Source organism: Aureispira anguillae (genome assembly GCF_026000115.1).
Lineage (GTDB): Bacteria > Bacteroidota > Bacteroidia > Chitinophagales > Saprospiraceae > Aureispira > Aureispira anguillae.
In genome coordinates, this window is sequence record NZ_AP026867.1 from 834,574 (window position 1) to 856,629 (window position 22,056).

Annotated in this window: 13 protein-coding genes; 6 read left to right on the plus strand and 7 right to left on the minus strand. The window is 37.0% G+C overall.

Going from position 1 to position 22,056, the window contains the following annotated elements; translation table 11 throughout:
- Nucleotides 1-2: 2 nt before the first annotated feature.
- Complete coding sequence (gene holA, locus AsAng_RS03030) at nucleotides 3-1,025, minus strand: DNA polymerase III subunit delta (protein WP_264791305.1); 1,023 nt, start codon at nucleotides 1,023-1,025, stop codon at nucleotides 3-5.
- 88 nt (nucleotides 1,026-1,113) lie between these two features.
- Complete coding sequence (locus AsAng_RS03035) at nucleotides 1,114-2,907, minus strand: sialate O-acetylesterase (RefSeq protein ID WP_264791306.1); 1,794 nt, start codon at nucleotides 2,905-2,907, stop codon at nucleotides 1,114-1,116.
- A 194-nt stretch (nucleotides 2,908-3,101) separates the two neighbouring features.
- Between AsAng_RS03035 and AsAng_RS03040 the strand changes: the two genes are divergently transcribed.
- Both AsAng_RS03040 and AsAng_RS03045 read left to right on the plus strand, forming a co-directional pair.
- A complete protein-coding gene (locus AsAng_RS03040) occupies nucleotides 3,102-6,209 on the plus strand; it encodes a WD40/YVTN/BNR-like repeat-containing protein (protein WP_264791307.1) in 3,108 nt (1,035 codons plus the stop codon).
- Nucleotides 6,210-6,351: 142 nt separating this feature from the next.
- Complete coding sequence (locus tag AsAng_RS03045; protein WP_264791308.1) at nucleotides 6,352-6,963, plus strand: hypothetical protein; 612 nt, start codon at nucleotides 6,352-6,354, stop codon at nucleotides 6,961-6,963.
- Nucleotides 6,964-7,062: 99 nt separating this feature from the next.
- On the opposite strand, the gene AsAng_RS03050 is transcribed toward AsAng_RS03045, so the two are convergent.
- Nucleotides 7,063-12,111 (minus strand): T9SS type A sorting domain-containing protein, encoded by a 5,049-nt coding sequence (locus AsAng_RS03050; protein ID WP_264791309.1) that lies wholly within the window; start codon nucleotides 12,109-12,111, stop codon nucleotides 7,063-7,065.
- 386 nt (nucleotides 12,112-12,497) lie between these two features.
- Nucleotides 12,498-14,237, minus strand: coding sequence for a leucine-rich repeat domain-containing protein (locus AsAng_RS03055; protein WP_264791310.1), 1,740 nt, complete (start codon nucleotides 14,235-14,237; stop codon nucleotides 12,498-12,500).
- A 472-nt stretch (nucleotides 14,238-14,709) separates the two neighbouring features.
- Between AsAng_RS03055 and AsAng_RS03060 the strand changes: the two genes are divergently transcribed.
- The 4 genes from AsAng_RS03060 (at nucleotide 14,710) to AsAng_RS03075 (ending at nucleotide 17,981) form a co-directional block, all read left to right on the plus strand.
- Entirely contained in the window at nucleotides 14,710-15,690 is a 981-nt protein-coding gene (locus AsAng_RS03060; RefSeq protein ID WP_264791311.1) for a succinylglutamate desuccinylase/aspartoacylase domain-containing protein, read from the plus strand.
- A gap of 836 nt (nucleotides 15,691-16,526) precedes the next feature.
- A complete protein-coding gene (locus AsAng_RS03065; RefSeq protein WP_264791312.1) occupies nucleotides 16,527-17,102 on the plus strand; it encodes a sigma-70 family RNA polymerase sigma factor in 576 nt (191 codons plus the stop codon).
- A 20-nt stretch (nucleotides 17,103-17,122) separates the two neighbouring features.
- Nucleotides 17,123-17,374, plus strand: a complete 252-nt coding sequence (locus tag AsAng_RS03070; protein ID WP_264791313.1) for a zf-HC2 domain-containing protein — start codon at nucleotides 17,123-17,125, stop codon at nucleotides 17,372-17,374.
- 97 nt (nucleotides 17,375-17,471) lie between these two features.
- Nucleotides 17,472-17,981: a hypothetical protein gene (locus AsAng_RS03075; RefSeq protein WP_264791314.1), complete on the plus strand. Its 510-nt coding sequence runs from the start codon at nucleotides 17,472-17,474 to the stop codon at nucleotides 17,979-17,981.
- Between the two features lie 85 nt (nucleotides 17,982-18,066).
- On the opposite strand, the gene AsAng_RS03080 is transcribed toward AsAng_RS03075, so the two are convergent.
- The 3 genes from AsAng_RS03080 to AsAng_RS03090 form a co-directional block, all read right to left on the minus strand.
- The gene (locus AsAng_RS03080; RefSeq protein ID WP_264791315.1) at nucleotides 18,067-19,002 is read right to left on the minus strand and encodes a cytochrome-c peroxidase; all 936 of its coding nucleotides are present in this window, start codon (nucleotides 19,000-19,002) and stop codon (nucleotides 18,067-18,069) included.
- Between the two features lie 102 nt (nucleotides 19,003-19,104).
- Nucleotides 19,105-21,540: a penicillin-binding protein 1C gene (pbpC, locus tag AsAng_RS03085; protein ID WP_264791316.1), complete on the minus strand. Its 2,436-nt coding sequence runs from the start codon at nucleotides 21,538-21,540 to the stop codon at nucleotides 19,105-19,107.
- A 77-nt stretch (nucleotides 21,541-21,617) separates the two neighbouring features.
- Nucleotides 21,618-22,034: a hypothetical protein gene (locus AsAng_RS03090; RefSeq protein WP_264791317.1), complete on the minus strand. Its 417-nt coding sequence runs from the start codon at nucleotides 22,032-22,034 to the stop codon at nucleotides 21,618-21,620.
- Between the last annotated feature and the right edge of the window lie 22 nt (nucleotides 22,035-22,056).

Sequence of the window (22,056 nt, forward strand, 5' to 3'; positions counted from 1 at the left end):
CTTTAGCCCAAAATTTTGACAATCATTTCTCGCAATAATTCTCCGTGTGGGATGCTCGCATTATGAACCCCTTTGGAGCGCAAATCATATTCTTTGAGCACAGCAATTACGCTTTCCAATTGAGGACGTGTGTAATGTTTGGCCGCTAATTTATAATCTTTGACAAAAAACTTATTGGCTCCAATAGCAGCGGCAATTTCTACATCGCTTGCTCGCAACATAGATTGACACACATAAACCTTACTAAAAAAATTATATAAGGTTGCTGTAATCATTGGTAAGGGATGGTTTTTGGGATTGGCAATAAAATACTTAACAATCAAAAAGCTTTTAAACTTGTCTCGTCTCCCCAAAGCCTGTTGCAATTCAAAAACATTAAAATCTTTACTAATTCCAATGTTTTTTTGGATAATATGCTTGTCAATAGCCGCTCCAGCTGGCAAATTGATGGTCAATTTGTCCAACTCATTCGAAATCTTGGATAAGTTAGTCCCCAAATATTCGGCAAGGAGGTTGGTCGCAGCAGGTTTGATGGAAATGTTTTTATCCTTTAGGTAATTATTAATCCAATTGGGAACTTGATTATCGTACAAACGAGTCGATTCAAAAACACAAACTTTTTTGGAACCTGTTAAGGCTTTGGCGTACTTCTTTCTCTTGTCTAACTTTTTGTGTTTGTGTGCCAAGACCAAAATGGTGCTGTCCAATGGATTTTGAAAATAAGCCTCCAGCTTATCTAAGGTTTTTAGCTCTTGTACTTCTTTGATAATAACAACCTGTTTGTCAGACATGACAGGATAACGACGGGCGCTATCCAAGACCGTTTTATAATCAATCTCTTTGCCATACAAAACGGTCTGGTTAAATGCCTTAGCTGTTTCATCCAATACATTTTCCTCAATGTATTTGGTCAACTCATCAATATAGAAACTCTCTTCTCCATGCAATAGATAGATTGGAAAATATTCTTTCTTTTGGAGTGAGTTAAGCACCTGCTTATAGGAGAGCGATTTTGCTTTAGCCATTTACAACTCGTTATTTATCGTTATTTATTCTCAACGGATTTTAATTGACTGATAAAGGTACATTTTTTTCATTATCAAACCGAAGTTTTTAATACTTAACTAACTTTCTTGTTGTTATAATTTGGTGATTATTTTCTACAATCAAAAAGTAAACTCCCGCAGCAAAGTGACTCAGGTCAATAGATTGTCGAATGTTGATAAAAGGAATATTTTTTTGATAAAGTAATTGTCCTTGAACAGAATAAATTTTAATGACCTTATTAAGGTTACAACTTTTTAATTCAATTTCTAACAGGTTTTCTTTCCCAATAAGATTAGATGTTATGGAAATGGATTTGGAGGAACAATCATCTATATGAATTGGGAATTGGTGGAATGAAAATGCTGCATATCCTTCTGGGTTAGTCAACCAAATCATTTCATTATTATAAATGGGATCATCTTTTAATAAATAACTTACAGCGTTGGGAGAATTATTACTTATTGTCATATAAATTTTGTGCCCTTTACTATACATGGATATAGGTTCAAAATTGGGTAATAATATATTATCTTTATAGAATGCAAAACTATGTTCTAAACCATTGGGACAGTCTGCTAAGTCTTGATCAAATTCTAAAACAAGCTTATCATAGTTATAATAGGCATTTATTATATTGGGAGAGGTAATGCAAGTATTAGCAGCATAAAAATCACGTCCTATAACTTGGAATAAACGCTCGCTAAGTTCATTATAGGCATCTCGTGAAAAATGACATTGATAGTTGGGGTCATTGGCCGCTAATCTTCGTTCTCCAATTCCATTTGCTGTAAGAGGAATAAGATTAGTTTTAGGGGTAAGTTGATCTATTGTTCGTTGTTGCTCTCGAACTATTTGCCCAAAGCCATGATAGTTACAGCCTGTATGTATTTGGACTATATAAATTTTTTCTACACTCCCCCAATGTTGTTCCCAATCGTCAATTAAGTAGTTGAGGCTATCTGCATAAGTATAAGCTCGTTCATAGGTGTTTTGGCTCTCTCCTTGATACCAAATAATCCCTTTAATATTATTTTTAAGATTAGCTTGTTCAATCCTATAAGTCAAAGCCCCAAATAAGGTTCTTAGGTCTCTAGGGTTGCTCGTTGGGCTAGCATATAGTTGATGCTCAGCAATATTGGTGCCTCCATAAGCTCCATTGATAAAACAAGTGGGCATCTGATACTGATCTTGGATTAGATACTGAAGTTTTAATCCCCAGAAACCAACAAAACCAATAAGGTTGGAGTCGGATGCATTGGCAGGAAACCAGTAATTATTGTTCGCATCATAGTTGGTTAAAAAGCCATTAGTTCCATTATAGTTTGGCATATTACCCAATGATTTACTATAGATAGCATTTAAGTTTTTAGAATAGGCCTGATATAGACTATCTTGAATAATGCCTGCTCTAGCTGTGCCAACTCCCATAGCATTGGATTGTCCTGCAATAATATAAGCATCTCCACAAACAACATCTTGGGCAATCGTATCCCTATATAATAGGGTCTTGTTTTTTTTTAGTAAAATTTGAAAATCATATAGATACATACCTGCCTCTAAAATAGGGGCAAAACTAAAACTGTCGTTTGTTATTTGTGTATAGGAATAATTTTGAGTGCTGCCATCTAGAAAACGTTTTATCATCAGCAATTCAATATTATTGACATTAGAGGTAATGTTAGAAGCTACACCTTTAATTATAACGGCTGCTTTGTTATTGACATCACGAGGGTACAATTGATGGGACTGAGGATAGAGTCGAATGCCATTTATATCTTTAAAATATTGGATTTGTGCAATTAAATTAAAATAGGGGGGCATTAAAAGGAGGAAAAGAATAATCGTTTTTAGCCAGATCATTTAGATTTAGAATTTGTTAAAAAAAAAGGTAATTACCCATAGTTGTAATTCATTGACAATGAGTAATAAATGGGAGTGGCTAGTTTTGGATGGTACAACGGTTAAAATACAGTTGAAGTAATTAATAGAATATTTATCAAAAAAGCTAATCTTTGAGGGTAAATTTGGAAAATCTAACACAACATTCAAGCACTATGAATTATTTAATGTTCTTGTTCGCTCTAGTTGGGCTATTATCTTTTAATTGCTGTCAAGCACAAAATTCATTCCCATCTAAGGTCGATTCAACGCTTTATGATACGCTTCAGTGGCGAAATATTGGTCCTTTTAGGGGAGGGCGTTCTTGTGCGGTAACAGGCGTAGAAGGCGACCCTAATTTGTTTTATTTTGGAGCAGCAGGTGGAGGAATCTGGAAAACAAAAGATGGAGGGCGCAACTGGAACAATATCTCAGATGGTTTTTTTGGGGGCTCTGTAGGAGCAATTGCCGTGAGCAAGTCTGACCCCAATGTTATTTATGTAGGAGGGGGAGAAAAGACCGTCCGAGGAAATGTATCCATTGGTTATGGGATTTGGAAAAGCGAAAATGCTGGAAAGACTTGGGTACAAAAGGGCTTAAAAAAATCTAGACAAATTGCTAGGGTTCGGGTGCATCCCAAAAATCATAATGTTGTTTATGCCGCAGCAATGGGAAATCTATTTAAGCCCAATGCTGAGCGAGGAGTTTTTAAAAGCATAGATGGTGGTGATACTTGGAAAAAGGTACTTTTTGTTAACGATGAAGTGGGCGCTGTAGATTTGGTGATAGACCCTAGCAACCCTAGGATTTTATACGCTACTACTTGGCGAATTCAGCGAACGCCCTACAGCATGTCTAGTGGGGGAGAAGGTTGTGGAATTTGGAAAAGTACAGACCATGGAGAAACTTGGAAAAATATCACCAAAAACAAAGGGTTACCCAAGGATACTTTAGGTATTATAGGAATTACGGTGTCCCCTGCCAACCCAGAGCGAGTGTGGGCCATCATTGAATCTAAGACAGGAGGAGTCTTTCGATCCGATAATGGTGGTGATACTTGGGTGAAAACCAACGATAAACGAAATTTACGCCAGCGTGCATGGTATTATAGTGTTATTCAAGCAGATCCAAAGGATGCAGAAGTGGTTTATGTACTAAATGTACGTTACCACCGTTCAGAGGATGGAGGTCGAACGTTCAAACCATTTAGTGCACCTCATGTTGACCACCACGATCTTTGGATTGATCCAGAAAACCCCAAACGCATGATTATTGGGGACGATGGAGGGGCGCAAGTAAGCTATGACAGAGGAACCACTTGGTCCACTTATCACAATCAACCGACCGCACAATTTTATAGAATAACCACCGATAACCATTTTCCTTATCGAATCTATGCCGCACAGCAAGACAACAGCACCGTTCGCATTCCGCATCGTACTAGAGGTTGGGGAATTTCAGACAAAGATTGGGAGCCTACAGCAGGCTGTGAATGTGGGCATATTGCTGTTGATCCACTCAATTCGGATATTGTTTATGGAGGCTGTTACGATGGTTATTTGCAACGCAAGAATCACAAAAATGGTCAGACTAGGGCTATTAATGTATGGCCAGATAATCCAATGGGGCATGGAGCCGAAGCTACAAAATATCGTTTCCAATGGAATTTCCCTTTGTTTTTTAGCCCACACGACCCCAAAAAGTTATACACTGCTTCCAATCATTTGCACGTCACTTATAATGAAGGGCAAAGCTGGGAAACCATTAGCCCAGATTTAACAACCAATGATTCTACCAAGCAGAAATCTTCAGGTGGTCCCATTACACAGGACAATACTTCGGTAGAGTATTATTGTACCATTTTTGCTGCCTGCGAATCGCCACGAGTAAAAGATTTGTTGTGGACAGGTTCTGATGATGGTTTAATCCATATTTCTAGGGATGGAGGAAAAAATTGGGATAATGTAACGCCTTCTAAGATGCCTAAATGGATGCAAATAAATAGTATAGAAGCCGACCCCTTTAATGATGGAGGACTTTATGTTGCTGGGACTCGATACAAACTAGGAGATTTTAAACCCTATCTATATTACACAAAGAACTATGGTGCAGATTGGGTGGAAATAACAAATGGTATTGCCGCAGAACACTTTACCCGTGTGATTCGTGCGGACCCTAAGCAGGAAGGCTTGTTGTATGCAGGTACAGAAAGTGGCATTTATATTTCTTATAATAATGGAAAAAAATGGCATTCTTTGCAACTTAATTTGCCAATTGTGCCAATTACAGATATGGTTCTCAAAGAGAATGATCTGATTGTAGCAACACAAGGGCGTTCCATTTGGATACTAGATGACATTCATATTATTCGTCAAGCGACAACGGTTCAATTACCAGAGTTAGCGCATTTGTATACGCCTTCTAGTACTTATCGTATGGGAGGAGGGCAAAATTGGAATGTCAAAGGTCAGGGAATCAATCATAGAGGAGGGGTAGTTTTGCATTATTACTTAAATGCACACCCTGATAGTGTCAGTACTCAGTTGTACATTGTTACAGAAAAGGGCGATACTTGCCGTACATTTGATCATAAGGCAAAGAAGAAAGAAAATCTGATAAAATTGCACCAAGGGGCAGGTATTTGGGCTTGGAATATGAATTATCCTTCTGCTAAAACTTTTCCTGGAATGATTAACTTTTGGGCTTCTATGGCAGGACCTAGAGCTTTGCCAGGACAGTACAAAGCTATATTGACAGTAGATAGCAACAGTTATGAGGTGCCTTTTGAGATTATAAACGATCCTGATTCTGAAGCAACATTCGATGATTTGAAAAAGCAGTTTGATTTTGTTGATGCGATTCGAGATAAATTGACAGAAACGCATCAGACCATTTTGGATATTCGAACCATTCGAAAGCAACTCAATTCATACAACAAACGGTTAACAGGTGACACGACCTTAACGGATTTATTGGCGTTGTCAAAAGAAATTGATTCTACCATGACCGTAATAGAAAAGGCATTGTATCAAACCCAGAATAAAAGCCCACAAGATCCTCTTAATTTTCCAATACGTCTGAATAACAAGTTGGGGCATCTGAATGCTTTGTCTTATGGGGATTATCCGCCTACCGATCAGGCGCTTGCCGTCAAAGCAGAATTATTTGCCAAAATTGATGCTCTAATTACGCAATTTAAAACCATTAAATCCACGCAGATAAAAACATTTAATCAGTTGTTTAGAGCTAAGATGGTTGAGGCAATATGGATTGAAGAAGATTAAGAAGGGACTTGAAACGACAATTCTTGATGGTTTAAGAAGAAAAAGCCCAAAAAATAAGCAAATCATTCTGATTATAAATTCTTTATCTTATTTTAAAGAACAGAACAAACGTAATTTTTCTTTTTCATCAAATACAAGAATTATGAAATATGTTTTACTCTTTTCGTTTTATTTCTTTTTTTTCGGAGGAAGCTTTGCACAGACAAAAATCGCTAAAACATTAGATCCCCAAAAATCGTCTAAGGTCAATATTATCATCCCAAATCATTCGATGGAGCATCAAATATGGGAGGAAGGGGCTGTGCAGATTGATATTCAGATTAGTGTCAATTTGCCAACAGTTGCCTTAGAAGGTTGGATTGCGGCAGGGCGTTATGAATTATTGGGAAAAAAGGTAGAGGATGATTATTTGATTTCTATGCCCAATTTAAAAATTCCTGTATCGGTGGCCAACAAAACGATCGAAGAGTCTATTGTTGTAAAAATAACGAGCCCTCAATATTTTGCAATGAACGATCAGAATATTTTGTATAAAGACGTGAATGAAGAGGCCATTCGTGGTCGTTCAGATACAAGGGAAGAGATAGAGGCTATTATTAAAAAAATGAAGGAAATTAGGGAACCATTAGATGTCCAAATTAAGGTTGTTTCTACTGCAACAAATCAAACGATAGATTTAGCTACTTTTTTGCTAACCGTTAGAGGAGAAGCACTAACAATAGATCAGGTAGTTTTCCCTAGTTTAGAGGATTAAACAACTTACATACTGTTATTAATTGGCAATTTGATAATTTGAAGATGAAACGAATCATTATCAAATTATCAAATTGCCATAAATAGCATCAAGATCAATTTATCGCTTAACAAACTGATGTTGCGTAATAGCGCCTGTTTGTGTATTTTCTATTTTTAGAATATAGGTACCATTACTTAGATTTTGTGTAGAGATACCAAATGTTTGTATACCTGTATTGGTACTGGTTTCTTGTTGTAAAATCGTTCTGCCCAATAGATCTGTAACCGACCATTTTAACGTAGTGATCTCTTCTAAATACAATTGAACATTCAGATGGTCATGAGTTGGATTAGGATACAAAACAGGTCGAGCATCACTCGTAATATGAACCACTTTCCAAGCAGAATAATGAACGCTTCCATCTCGATCAATGGTTTTGATTCGATAATAATTTTCTCCCACATAGGGTTTGTTATCCATAAAGCGATAGCTCAATTTTCCTTGAACTGGCGAGACTTCTCCTAGTTGATTGATGTTTTGATAATTGGTCGTATGTTCAACAACAAAGGAGGCAACTTGATCCATCCGTTCAACCGTCCAATCCAATTTAGTAGAACCTTTTTGATGCAATTGAGCCGTAAAACTTAGCAAATTAGAATTATCCAATAAGGCATCTTGGGTGGTAACAATCGCAAAATGAGAAAAAGAATTTACCTCAAATTCAATGGCAATAAGGTCTGTTGTAGTAGAAAATGGTGTTGCTGCATTAGGATTAGCTGCCCAATCGGCTGCATCTTTAGCAACGACACTAAAAGGCACTTCTACAACATCAGGGCTAGTGGTTGAGGTTAAGAAGGTTCCATCTCTGTATTTTAAGACTTTGAGCTCAGTAGCCACATCCAAACCTCCATTATAGATGCCTGCAAAAGTATTGGCACCTAAAGCAGTAAGCTCTTGTTGTGTAAAATACAAACGGACTTTGGTCATGGTGTTATTGGTTGGAGTAATTTGCCAATGTCTTTGCAAGTAAGGATAAACCAAACCATTGTAGACCAAGGTTTGTACAGTAGGCTCAAAAAAGACTTCTGTATTGACCAATTCCAATGAGTCGGGACTTAGGGTAGAATCTAATAAAGAAACAATTGGACGCTCGTCAATATCATCCAAAATAGCATACCATTCTCCCTCGTTGTAAAAGGTACAACTACCCGTTCTATTGTTGGCTACCAAAGGATTGGAAACAGGAATAACAACATGCGTTTGTACAGGAGTACTCAGGATTCGTTCTCCACAACGAGAGGTAGCAATTTCTACCGTGTAATCAAAGGAATTAACAATTGGATTTAAGGGAACATTGTACGTATAAGGTGTATTGGGATTGTTATCATTATCATAGACTACAATACCAGATTGTCCGCCACTGGTAGCGGGGTTGGTGGCATCTACCCAATTATAATCAATGATATAAGGAGAAGTACCAGTTATCTGGATCGGGTAGAATAAATTGGAGCCTGTTTTACAAATAATAACGGTATCTGCTCCAAAAGAAGTTGGATTTACCAAAGGAGGTAACTTGAATTGCCAAATTCCCCAATCGTTGTTTTTGATGCTGATGCTATCGCTGTTCTGATCTGTTTCAATCGCCAACAAAGACCAACAATCTGGCTGAGTACAAGCAGCGGGCTGTGTTGCTGCCTTAGTTGCTTTTACATCTCTTACTTTTACATAATTGATGCAAAAACTATTGCCATATTCCTTATGAATATAAGAAAGCCCGACATTAGCAGCAGCATTATTCTCTATTGTAACAAAACTACCAGGACCCACATTTCTAGAAATAATTTTTCCATGAGGAGCAGTGAGTTCTAATGTTAAGTTATTGTCCAATAGGTAGGTGTTTCCGCCATAAACAGAAATGGAATCTACCTCCATATTATTTTTGATATTAACATTGGTGGCTAGGTCTGCATATTGGATATGGGCATTGTTTCCTCTCAACTGTATCGTTTGAGTGGTGTTATAAATATGAAAAAGTTGGTAAGACAGGTCATCTCCCAAGTAAAACTGTACGTCCATAGAACTGGTAATTGGACTGCCATCTATATCTAAATCACCTGCTTGTAAAGTAAAGGAGGTTGTATTATCTATTCGCCAAGGAAAATGAATGACACCACTACTATTTCTATAATAGCTTTTCATGGAAAGAAAAATAGTAGAATTGCTAAAATCAAAAGCACGAGTCTTATTTGACATCGACAAAAAGGCATTTTCTATGCTTATGTTGTGCCCATTGCTATTAAAAGAACCTGCATTTAGTCTGAGGATACCAGAATAATTATTGGTTGCTGTTTGAGCTAAATAGATTGGATTTAGTAAATTAAATGTATTTCCTTCACTATCCAATACCAACTCTTTAACCCTCAAGTTTGAACCATCTGTATTGATGTTGCCTCCTCCCACTAAGAAAATGGTTCCAATAAGATTGTTAATATTGACAGCGCTGGCACTATTATCAAGTATAAAATCTCCACCAACATAAAGTTTTTGAAGAAAAGCAGCACTTAAAACGATTCCATTGCTCGCTAATAAATTATTGCAAAAAGCACTGCCATCTATGGTACAACCATTGCTAGTAGCACTACTAGAATTAACGTCAAAAATTACATTATCGGCTAAGGTAGGAATACACAAGCTATCTCCTTGCGTATTGCCAATACTGGTAGTCCAGTGACCAGGATCAGACCAATTGCCTACAAAATCGGTTGGGTCACTAGAGTGTGCACGCCAATAATACGTTTGAGAAACGGTTGCCGTTGAAAAATTAATTCCACTGTTACCACCTGCATCAACACAATTGACCACATTGATTGGATTGACTCCTGTTTGGTTGATGTTGTTAAAGGCAACATTGTTAACATTGGCAACTCCATCTACTTTTATATTGGTTGTTCCAATATCAGATTGGATGAGCCCATAATTTCGACAATCTCCAGAAGCGTTTAGATTTTGACCAATATTAAGGGTGCCGCCCCTTGTTGAAAGAGTTGCTCCAGTTGCAATATAAACTGAACTGTCTACCGTAAGCGTTGTTGTATTATAACTTCCTGGTCGGTATAATTGAGCATCTCCCAAAAAGTGCAAATCGCCTTCTATTCTACCTGCTAAACGAACATCCCTTGCTCCATCAGCAATATAGACATTGGGCAAGTGCCCACTAATTGTTTTGGCACCACCACCTGAATGATCAAAATGAAAACTAGTATTTCCTGTGTAAGCAACCACACTGCTCCCTGATTGGTAGCAAATGGGCCAACCTGTACCTCTAAAATGGACTTGTGTATTGTCCATATAACGGTTGGCAACTCCCCATAAATGGCTAATGCTCATTCCTATATTTTGTGTGCGAATGGTGCTACCACTTTGCATTTTTATTTGATTGCCATAAAGCGAATCTGCAAAGGTATAATCTGCACTAGGACTAAAGGCAATACCTGTTTTTACAGGAACTGTATTGGAGGTGAAGGTATTGCTATTACCATACAAATGTAGTCCTCTAATCAGTAAATACCCAGCCGTTCCACCTAATATTTCCGCTCCACCATTGTTGGTTAAATTTACATTACCCATGACTCCTAAAGGATAATAAACAATCATTTTGAAATTAGTTGGAACCGTTGTCCAATTCATGTTGTTGCAATTGCCAACAATCGTATTTAAAGTAACATTGGTACCAGATGCTGCATCAAAATGAACATTGGTAAAAGGACTTGGTACTTGATTGGCGGCAATGCCTGCTGAATTAAACCAGTTGGCAGGATCGTTCCAAGCAGTAGGAGCGGTCGTCGAAGTAGGTCTAAAATAAAGATCGCTAGGACAGCCTGTTGGGGTAGAAATACTAATGTTTGTATTGTTGCCTGCGTCTTTACTATTGGTAGCAATATAAGAACTACCTGCTCCTATGTCTCCACTGACACGGCTCAATATTAAATTATTAAGGGCAAGTGTGCCAGCTGTTTTTTTGCGTATAACAATGGGGCTAGTTGGCGATAAACCTTGAATATAGGCATATTCTGAACAGCCTGTAGGGCCAAAGAAGTTATCAAATTCTAAGACTCTACTAGCGCCAGAAAATAGCATGGTTCCATTGTGGAGTACCAGGGTATTACAAGAAAAATTGGCGTTTTGCAAAACACTATTGGAGGCAATGCTTAAATAGTTACAGTTGATTTTACCCGATAGGTTTCGGTGAGCATACCCCAAATTGAGAGAAATAGAATCAAATACCAAGGTAGATTGAAAGGTTGTAATTTCTGTCAACCCCCATTGGCTTGCTGTTTCTAAGTGAATGTGAGAGCCTGTGGCACTTAAATTACTTGCAGGAGAAAAATTATTGAGGTTGAATAAACCAGGATACCAACCTGCTACTCTCAAATGAATACTAGAATTGTCTAAGGTTAATTTTCGACTGCTACCAATATAAGATCTTAATCCATCGGCATTAACCGTTTGTCCATTGGTATTAAAATGCCCCTCTTGATGTTCTATAATTCCTCCACGAAGGCTATAAGAATAATTGTGGTTGTTATTATTAATATTGTTAAGTACTAAATCAGACAATAGACGCAACTCTGCGATGGGATCTAACGAAATGAGAAAAGATTGCAACTTTAAGTTGTGTCCTCTTGTATCGAGCGTATAAACATTGGCTCCTGTGCCAAAAAAGGTAAGGTTTCCATTAAAATTAACATCCATTTTACCAATATCGGTTAAGGTCAAATTCCCAAAAATGTTGAGATTAACAGCAGTAGATGCACTCGTTAACTGGGGCTTATTAGCTGGTAAAATAGCATTGTCCCAGAGCATATTTTTACAATTTGAGTTCTGATCAATATGAACTACTTTATTAGGACTAGCAAAGGCTGCTGCACTAAAAAATACATTGTCATTGGATCTAGGGGCTTGACAGGGAACATCTGTGTTGGAAAATGCGCCTACTCGCCAATTACAGGGGTTGTTGTAATTGTTGTCAACGTCTCCTACCCAGTACAAATCGAGGTTCTGGGCACCTCCTACCAAGGTGTTGCAGCTACATTGACCATAACTATAGTGGCTAAAGAATATCGTATTAAAAAAAATAATACTGATGATTGTTGAAATTTTTTTCATATTAAAATTAAATTTAGATAGATGTTAATAATTGAGATTGCTAAAGTAAAACACCTAGGTTAGGGGAATACAAACAAAATACCTGCTGGTAAGACACAGGAATCCTGTAATCAAAATTATTGACTAGCAATAACTTTAATTTGTTGGCAGGACAAGCTCTTTTATGAACTTGGGGAATCTAAATAATTGATTTTTTAAAATTTCTTAAAAAAAGTAATTTATAGAGTTTGTGTATCTTACTTATTGTTAAGTCTGTGTGTGAAGAATAGGAACTTTGGACGGGGGAACACAATAAGAACTTAAAGCTATACTTTTTTTATAAAAAAAACAAGCTTTTTTGATACATCATTGAATAGAGGCAATATTAATTTTTTGTGATTAACAATTTATTCCCAAGCAATTGAGCAATGAGGCAAGGTCATTTCGATGTGGTTTCGATTTTCTAAGGGGATAGAATTATTATGGAGCTGCAAATTGCGTAAAGTCGCTAAATCAGGGAATGATTTAGGCAGCTTAGAGAGTTGGTTGCCTTCTAAATTTAAATCACTAAGCTGTGTTAATTCACCAATTGACTCAGGGAGTGCTTTAAGTTGATTGTTGCTAAGGTCCAACTGAATCAATTCTTTTAGGTAGCTAATATTTTGAGGAAGGTGGTGGAATTGGTTATTGCCTAGATGCAGTGTTCTCAGTAGATTTAGTTTTTCAAAAGATTTCGGTAACGTGGATAAGTTATTTAGTTGCAAATTCAAATGTTGTAACTGCTTTAGTTTTCCAATGGATTCGGGAAGCTCAGAAAATAAGTTAAATCCTATATTGAGGCTAGTTAATTGCGTTAGGTTCTCAAAAAATAAAGGGACAGTAGACAATTGATTGTTGCTGAGATCTAATTGCTTTAAGGTAGTTAACAGCGCAATACTAGGAGCTAATTGACGAATCTGATTGGAGCTTAAATCTAAGACTTCGAGTGTTTTTAGGGAACTAATTTCGCTCGGAATAGTTGTTAAACGATTATGACTTAGGTTGAGTTTTTCTAAATGAATAAAATAGCCAATCCAATAGGGCAGCTCGGTTAAGTTGTTAAAACTAAGATCTAGCTGTCGCAATTGAGTAATATTCTCAATGTTTTTGGGAATGTAATTAATCTCATCCCAATCCAAGTTCAGTTGTTGCAGATTTAATAGTTCTCCAAAGGATTCAGGCAAAGAAACTAGTTCTGCTCCTCTTAAGTCCAAAGATACTAACCCCGTTAACTCCCCAAAAGAGGAGGGCAATCGTTGAATGTTATTCCATTGAAAATTTAATGTTGTTAGATTGGATAAATTGCCAAAAGATTCGGGCAGTTTTGTTAAGCCACAGGCGGATAAATGGAGCGTTAGTAATTGGGTCAAATTTCCAAAAGAAGAAGGCAGTTCAAAAATTTTGTTTCTGGACAAATTTAGGAACTTAAGCTGTTTTAGATTCCCAAAAGATGGAGGTAGGGTTACAATCTGATTGCCTTCTAGGTCAAGGTGTTCTAATTGGGTAAGTTGTTCAATGGCAGTTGGGATTGCGTCAATGTTATTTTTGGCAAGGAGGAGTATTTTTAGTTTAGGAAAACGAAAAATATCCGTAGGAAATGCTTTGAGGTTGGTTTGTGTTAAATCTAGTATTTCTGTTTTGGTACTCAATTCTTTGATGGATGTAGCCAAGGGATGTTGATCGCCAAGGGTGTCAATCCAATAGTTGTTTTTTCCTTTGCTAACGCTGGCGTAATTGGTTTGCAAATCAAAAGGGAGTGCCTGTGTGTATTGGTAGGGAATTACAGTAGTACCTTGAGCATTAATAAAACCAAATTTTTCATTTTTATAGTCTAATAAGAGGTGCGGGTTGCCAAGAGGATAAATACCTTTTTTGCGTTTTTGACGAAGTACTTCAAACATAGCGGCAATCTTTTGATTGACAAAATCAAAAAAGTTAGGGTCGCAGTGTTGAATGGATAAATAGTCGTGAAGGGCTAAGCTATATTCTCCTTGGTCTTGATAATATTGGGCATTTTCTAAAATTTCTTTACACGTTTGGGGTGGCACCTCTTGTGCAAGAGAAAATAAGGGGGAGCATAAAAGGAAAATGAGGAAGAATATAGGCATAAAAAAAGGGGCAGTGAACAAAGAAATACTAAATTAGTCTAATAATCTTAGATGAAAAACGAGAAAAATAGTTTTTTTGAGTGCTAAAAAGCCTTTTTTTAACATTTTATTATATTACTTACCTCCAAGCTAAGTTAGCTGCTTTTAATTACTTTAATTTAAGACCAATTAGAATTTTTAGAAATAAAATGTTAAGCTTTTTAAATAGAATATTATTTGGATATTATTAATACACTTTAAGTTTTTCAAAATTAAAGTATGTACGGATGAACTATACATTCTTTCTATTTGGCGAAATAGATCGAAGCTTGCTATGTAAATTCAAGTTCTAGTCGTATATTTGTACATTATTTTTGTTTAGAAAAGTATTGAAAATACAAACAATATAACATTTATAATTGTTTATGACAGTTGTAAAAAAAACACTTTATATAAAGAATCCTCTTAAGTCCTAGAAATTAATAAAGAAAATATGCATAATAGTATTAATAAAGATAGAATTATAGGCGAACGTGTAGGTAGTCAGTACGGTCCTTTAATGATTGTTTTTGCTCAGATTCACGGCAATGAACCTGCTGGTTTTAAAGCCGTAGAAGAATTATTTAAGGCAATAGATGCAGAGTATATCAAAAATCCAAAGTTTGAATTTTGCGGAAGGATAGTGGCTTTGCAAGGAAATGTGAAAGCGGCCAAAGAAAAAGTTCGATTTATTAAGAAAGATTTAAACAGAAGTTGGTTGCCCAAAGAAATTGAACGGATCCAAAATACAGCGAATTTGGAAGATTTAGATCCTGAAGATCAAGAAATAAAAGAGAGTCTAAATTTGGTTGATTATTATATCAACCTGTGCCAACCTCCACGTGTTGTTGTGCTAGATTTGCATACAACAACTGCTCATGGAGGAATCTTTACCATTCCTGCTCCTAATGAAGAAGCACGTAGAATTGCTTTGAGCATGCATGCACCTGTATTGCACGGCTTTTTAGAAGGATTGAAGGGGACAACTCTGCATTATTTTACAAAAGAGAACTTTAATGTCGATATGACAGCCGTTTGTTTTGAAGCAGGGCAACACGAGAGTGAAGATTCTTATAAGCATGCTGTCTCTGCCATTATTCAATGTTATAAGGCAATAGGGGGATTTTATGCCAAGGATATTGAGAGCAAACACGATCAATTGTTAGAAGAGCGGTCGAAAGGGCTTCCCCTAGAAGCAAAATTAATGTACGTTCATCGGGTGCGTCCTGAGGATGATTTCAAAATGGTTAATCAGCCTATCTATAATAATTTTGACCCAATTAAGGAGGGGGAAATATTAGCTTACGATAAAAATGGAGCGATAAAGTCTCCTTGCGCAGGACTCATTTTGATGCCTTTGTACCAAAATCAAGGAGACGATGGTTTTTTTGTAGTGCAAGAAATTACTTCTCGTACTCCTAGTCAGAGTGCTTAGAATTAGGGACTTTCAGGAGTAAAACAAATGTATTTGTCCTAGTATATTTGCTACTATTCTTGCAACGAAACGTTTGACAATGAGCTTTTTTTGAATCATTTTCTAAGCATCACATAACCCATTTTTAGAGTTTTTTTTTGGTGGGCATATGACTGATTGGGAACAAAGTACGCCGCAGAAAGCTGCTATTTTTCTGTAAGAAAAATAAGGTTTTCAGGTGTCTGAGCGAAGCGAGTTTCTGAAAGCCTAAGCTTTCAAGAAGATACTTTGTCCAAGAAGTCATCCAGTCCTAGCGTTTTTGGTTCTTTTTGGGCAATGCAAAAAGAACAACAGATATTGATTACCCTGCTTTTTGCTATTTGCCTCTAAAATGGGGGCTAGATTAAAACTTCTAATGTTTACTTTCTTAAAAAGAAACAATTATGTTTGCTATTATAGCCTTAATAAACAATTTTTTATAAAATAATAAGATTGCTAAAATGTATTTTTGTTTTACTACTGAATCACCCTAATTAAAGTTCTATCCAAGCATTAGAATAATTTGATACAATATTAGATAGGGTTTTTAACAACTTCTATGTTAAAAAATGATATTCGATTGAATATGTGGGCAAATTTTATTTTTTTTAGAAAAAAAACAGACTGAACAAAATAGAAACAATCTCCACAAAGATAGTGAGTTCATAGGCTTACTAGTAGTATAAGTAACGAAGCAGAATTAATTATGCGTTAAATTTACAATCATTGGTTCTGCGTAGTTACTTAAGTAATAAGGTAGCACAGCAAAATTCAACTGATTTACCAATTATCAATCTCATTTTTTAATCAATTGTAATATGGAAAATCCTATATCTAAAGAAATAAACGTAGCTGATTGGGTTAATGCGTATGGCGATGAATTATATCGTTATGCTTATTCAAAAACAGGAGATAGCCATGTATCAGAAGATTTGGTGCAAGATGCTTTTTTAGGCGCTTTGCAAAATACAACCGATCAAAGTGAAATCAAAAATCAAAAATCTTGGTTGTTTTCTATTTTGAGAAATAAAGTGGTTGATTATTATAGAGAATTAGAACGGAAAAGTAAAAAAGAAAACAATTGGGATACCAATTTGGAGTTAGATGTACATTTTACTTCTATGGGAATGTGGCGGACCAGTGAGAAAGCAATGGTTTGGAATAACACTGAAAATTTAGCAACGAACAAAGAGTTTAACGCAATCTTAGACGCTTGCTTGACCAAATTGCCCAAACATTATCAAGCTGTAGTTCGCTTAAAAATTATGGAGGATGAACGCACCGATTGTATTTGTGAAGATTTAGGTATTAGCACTTCTAATCTGTGGCAGATCATTCATCGTACTAAATTGCGACTTCGAAAATGCATTAACAAACATTGGTTTCAAGCCTAAGCCTAATCAATCCTATAATTATGTACACCTGCAAAAAGGCAACTGAATTAATCGAAAAAGAACAAAGCGAGGCGCTCTCTTTAATGACTAGAATGCGCCTAAAAATGCATTTAATGATGTGCGGAGCTTGTGCTGCTTATCGGAAACAAAGCAAAAATTTATCAATTTGGTTAAAAAATAAAAAGGGGGCTAGTGTCGATAAAATCGAGCTTTCGGAGGAATCAAAACAACAAATGATAAAAAAAATAGAAAAAAAACGTTCGGAATTGTAAGGATTTGGTCATTTGTGCGACTATAAAGGTAGAAAGACAGTTCAAAGTGATTTTTAGATCACTGTTATCTCATCCTTTATCTTATAATTACAACATTATGAAAAAGACTAAATTATTTTTTGCTGCCATTGCAATTTTTTCTATTGCTTATACAACACAATCTTGCCAAGATCCAACACCAGAACCGACTGAATTTATTGCAGACAATAGTACCTTTGCTAATTTTACCAATTGGGAATTGGCCGCAACGAATGTAGGTCCTAGCCCATCTTTAGGTGCTGCTCATGCTGGCAATGATAGTACTGTTACCCGTAAAATTTATTACAAAGATGCCCAAGCTCCTGTTGATGGGGTTTATCCTGTAGGAACTGTTATTGTTAAGCACAGTGCAAATCCAGCAGGAACAGTAGCAGAATATACGGGCATGGTAAAAAGAGGCAATAGCTTTAATCCTTCTCATAATGACTGGGAGTGGTTTATGTTGGAATCGAACGGAAATATTGCAACGGATTCTAGTGGAGCTGAAATGCGTGGCGCTAATTTAATGAATGGCATGTGCAACAATTGCCATAGCGTTGCAACAACCGATTATAGTTTCTCAAAATAAGTTTGGTTAAATAAATGAAGTGTGTCTAAAGCAAGCATTTAGCTTGCTTTAGTTTTAAATTCTTCGTTTTTAATGCTTGTTGATTTTATTGTTTTTGAAAACGACGATCCGTTAAGGCCTCTAAAAATTGAATCAAATCCTGTTTTTCGTTGACGGTTAGGTGTAGCGGCTCTTGCAATAAGGTATCTCTATTGATAGAACCATGTACAAATTGGCTAGGGTCATCGTAATAATCCACGACTTCTTCTAAGGTGGTAAACTGACCATTGTGCATATAAGGCGCTGTGATGGCAATATTGCGCAAACCAGGAACCTTTAATTTGCCCAAATCGCTTGAATCTTGACTAATGGCAAATCGACCAACATCACCTAAGGTATCACTTCCATTAAACAAGCCAATGTTTCTAAATTCATCTCCTGTAAAATCTGGACCAAAATGACAATCAAAACACTTGGCTTTTTCATTAAAAATCTCTCGGCCTCTAATTTGCGCTGAACTCATTGCTAAGGTATCTCCTTGCATCCATTGATCAAAGGGAGAATCTCCAGGAGATTCTAACGAAGAAACAAAGGCAGCTAAAGCCATGCTTAGATTGCTAGAATCTGCTGGGCTGCCATAAATGGTTTGAAACCATTGCAGGTAAGGTCCATTGTTGAGGCGATCCAAAAGGGTAGGAATCGGCAAATCCATTTCAATGGGATTGTGAATGGGCATCAGTACTTGTTCTTCTATGGAAGCCGCTCGTCCATCATAAAAAAAATAAGGACGAGATAGCATGTTCATAGAAGAAGGCGTATTTCTAGTCCCTAGCTGACCGTCTACCCCCAAGCTGAAGCTAGTGGTATCGGCAAAGGCAAATTGGGGCTGATGACAGGAGGCACAACTAATGCTATGGTCTCTAGAGAGCAAAGGGTCAAAGAATAATTTTTCGCCCAATTCTAGTTCTGTACTGGGGGAATCTATCGAATTAAAGGAAATCATAAGAAATCCCAAAAAAAGGAGGAAAATGATATATTTCATCGCTGTTATTCTAGATGATATGGAATTAAATTAGAAGGTGAAAATAACCTTTTTTTTGCAGAAAAAACAGACAATATATATTTTAATGCATCCCCTCTGCGCTTATCTTTTTTTTAAGACAATCTCAAAACTTTGCTCAATTCTAATTCCGTCCTCATCCACCAATACAATCTTGTGTTTTCCTGCATTGGGTTTAAGCTCCATTTCATGAAAGTCTTTGGTCATACCTAGATAGGTATTGTCTAGATGCCAATAAATAACCTTTTCGGGGTTTTGATGTGCTACTCGAAAGACCGTGCCATTAATTCTACCATCATAGTCAATGGGAATAAAAATTTTTGTTGGATTTTTGGGATAGATAAACTGCATAGAGCGCTGTTCAGAATTAAGGCGACAATCGTCTCTAAATCTTGGTGGCAAGCGATAAGAAGGATTGCGGTGCTTGTAATAATATTCTTCTAATGGGGGCAACAAAAACCAGGTCTGATGCACCATGTTATGAACAGATTCGCAGTTGCCATTCACTTGATAAGTGCCTGTACTGTCTAGGTGTAATTGTTGATGAAATGGACAAGACTTCACTTGGCGTGCATGACGACCGACTAAAACCGTATCGATTGTTTCACAATGGATGGAAGGTCGGAAGCCGCTTTTTTTACAAACAGGTAGTTTTAAGAGCTCTTCTTTGGGGGGATTGAACCAAGTTGTATGCGGCAATTGGTTGAATACATCAAAGAGTATAGGAGCCGCTGCTTTGACCCCAACTAGCCCTTGTCTACCTTCTCCATTCGCATTGCCAACCCAAACCCCAATGGTGTATTCTGGTGTTACACCAATAGCCCAAGCATCCCTAAAACCAAAACTAGTTCCCGTTTTCCAAGCAATATCTCTAGACGATTCAAAATATTTCCAACCTCCTTCAGTATTGGGGCGTTCAAGTTGGCGCATAATTTCAAATGTATTATAAATACTAGCAGCACTTAATATAGGAGCTTCTTTGAGAAAATTTTGAGGGCTAGGGGTACTGTCTTTTAATAGATAATGCAAAGGGCGAAAGTCAGTAGGACTATAGCAATGTTGTTGTTGCTGGGTTCGTTGGTTATAATTTAATAGCGTCCTCCCCATACTAGCATAGGCTCCACACAAATCCCAAAGGCTAGCTTCTGCGCCTCCCAAGATAAGCGAAAGACCATAGTGTTTTGGGGATTGGGTGATTGTGCTGATGCCTAATTTTTGTAATTGTGTACAAAAATTGGCCGTGCCATATTCTTGCAACATACGAACCATTGGAATATTTAAAGAACGAACTAGGGCACGACTAGCAGGAACAACACCATCATAATTTTCATAAAAATTTTTGGGGCGATACCCTCCCATATACATTGGAATATCGGGGACTAGACTATGTGGAAGTATATCGCCATTGTGCAACATAGAGGCATACAGAAATGGTTTTAGAATAGACCCTGTGCTTCTTGGAGAAGTAATGATGTCAACATTTTGCCCTTGATCCTCTTTGCTATGTGGAGGAATGACATTGCCCCAATACGACAGTACTTCGCCAGATTTTGTATCGGCTACCAAAACAGCAATATTGTGTACACCATTGGTTTGTAAGTGCTGATATTGTTGTAATAACAGTTGTTGAATTCTAATTTGTAAATCAGAAGCTAAGGTAGTCTGAAAATAGGCATACTTTTTTTTGTTGATCCCCAATTTTTGCTCTTTTTGAATGCGTCCTACCAAATGGGGAGCTAATTGGGGAAGTGGGAGCGGAGCGGCTGGAATTTCTTCTTCTTGTGCTAGTGTGGTGGTAATGGAGTCAATTAGCCCTCGTTCTCTAAATTTGGAGAGCAATAAATTGCGTTTTTCTAGCAGGCGTTTTCGATTTCTGCCTGGATGAACGAGCCCAGGACTATTGGGCAAAACGGCAAGCGTAGCAGCTTCGCCCCAAGATAACAGGCTAGGGGCTTTGCCATAGTATCGCCACGCTGCGGCATCCAAACCAACAACATTGCCACCAAAGGGAGCATTAGACGCATACAAGGCTAAGATTTGAGCTTTGGAATAAGCCATCTCCAGACGAGTTGCCATCATCATTTCATGCATTTTTCTATAAAAGGAACGCCCCCTGCGTTGGGTAGACATTCGCATGACCTGCATGGTTATCGTACTAGCGCCACTCGTGATTTTTCCATCTTGATAATTATCTCGGATAGCTCGCCCAATCCCTTTAATGTCTACTCCTATGTGATGGTAAAAACGTCGATCTTCATACTCCGTAATTGCAATGGCAAATTTAGCGGGAACCGAATCATTATGAGGAAAACGCCATTGCCCATCGCTCGCAATTCTAGCTCCTAATAAATAACCCGTCCGATCGACTAAAACAATACTGGTAGGCGTATCAAATATTTTTTTGGGAAGACAAAACCAATAGATTAGACCAATCGACAGAAAGATCAAAATGGTCTTTTTGAGGTGACGAACGCAAAAAAAGTAAATTATATTTTTAAGACTATTTTTTAAACGACTCAAGAATGGTATCTATTTAATAGGGAGTACAATGTTAGTTTCTCTACAAAGCTACTTTGATGCGTTAAAAAAAGCAAAAATTAATTAAAATTTTGTATCAATACAGGAATGATTTGCTTTATATTCTCTAAAAGATGGTGATGATAAGCGGCTAATAGTTTGGATTCTTGCTCTAGATAGTCTGTTTTATATAAGAGCGTTTTTTTTTTATCTAGAATAAGATAATATCGAATGATAATCCGATAAGTATGCCCCAAAATGAGTTGCTTTTCATCCATTAAACGGGATTGACTGCTCACTAATGCTAACCCAACATTGCCAAAATAAAAGGAAATGGTAGAGATTTGTTCTAAGGAAGAGACAAAATGCTCCAAAATCCACTGCAAGGCTTTTTCTGTAGACCATTTTTGCTGGCTTATCAACAATTGGAGTACCAATAGGTTATTGTGCGCATCATTTTCTTTTAATAAAGCTAAATATTGGGATTTATGTTGCATAATGCTAGTTTAGAAGAACCAA

What these genes read in the sequence shown, in the direction of transcription:
- AsAng_RS03035 (WP_264791306.1), bottom strand. Translation starts at nt 2,907, where the DNA reads ATGATCTGGCTAAAAACGATTATTCTTTTCCTCCTTTTAATGCCCCCC.
- AsAng_RS03080 (WP_264791315.1), bottom strand. Translation starts at nt 19,002, where the DNA reads ATGAAATATATCATTTTCCTCCTTTTTTTGGGATTTCTTATGATTTCC.
- AsAng_RS03075 (WP_264791314.1), top strand. Translation starts at nt 17,472, where the DNA reads ATGAAAAAGACTAAATTATTTTTTGCTGCCATTGCAATTTTTTCTATT.
- AsAng_RS03090 (WP_264791317.1), bottom strand. Translation starts at nt 22,034, where the DNA reads ATGCAACATAAATCCCAATATTTAGCTTTATTAAAAGAAAATGATGCG.
- holA (WP_264791305.1), bottom strand. Translation starts at nt 1,025, where the DNA reads ATGGCTAAAGCAAAATCGCTCTCCTATAAGCAGGTGCTTAACTCACTC.
- AsAng_RS03055 (WP_264791310.1), bottom strand. Translation starts at nt 14,237, where the DNA reads ATGCCTATATTCTTCCTCATTTTCCTTTTATGCTCCCCCTTATTTTCT.
- AsAng_RS03065 (WP_264791312.1), top strand. Translation starts at nt 16,527, where the DNA reads ATGGAAAATCCTATATCTAAAGAAATAAACGTAGCTGATTGGGTTAAT.
- AsAng_RS03070 (WP_264791313.1), top strand. Translation starts at nt 17,123, where the DNA reads ATGTACACCTGCAAAAAGGCAACTGAATTAATCGAAAAAGAACAAAGC.
- AsAng_RS03040 (WP_264791307.1), top strand. Translation starts at nt 3,102, where the DNA reads ATGAATTATTTAATGTTCTTGTTCGCTCTAGTTGGGCTATTATCTTTT.
- AsAng_RS03050 (WP_264791309.1), bottom strand. Translation starts at nt 12,111, where the DNA reads ATGAAAAAAATTTCAACAATCATCAGTATTATTTTTTTTAATACGATA.
- AsAng_RS03060 (WP_264791311.1), top strand. Translation starts at nt 14,710, where the DNA reads ATGCATAATAGTATTAATAAAGATAGAATTATAGGCGAACGTGTAGGT.
- AsAng_RS03045 (WP_264791308.1), top strand. Translation starts at nt 6,352, where the DNA reads ATGAAATATGTTTTACTCTTTTCGTTTTATTTCTTTTTTTTCGGAGGA.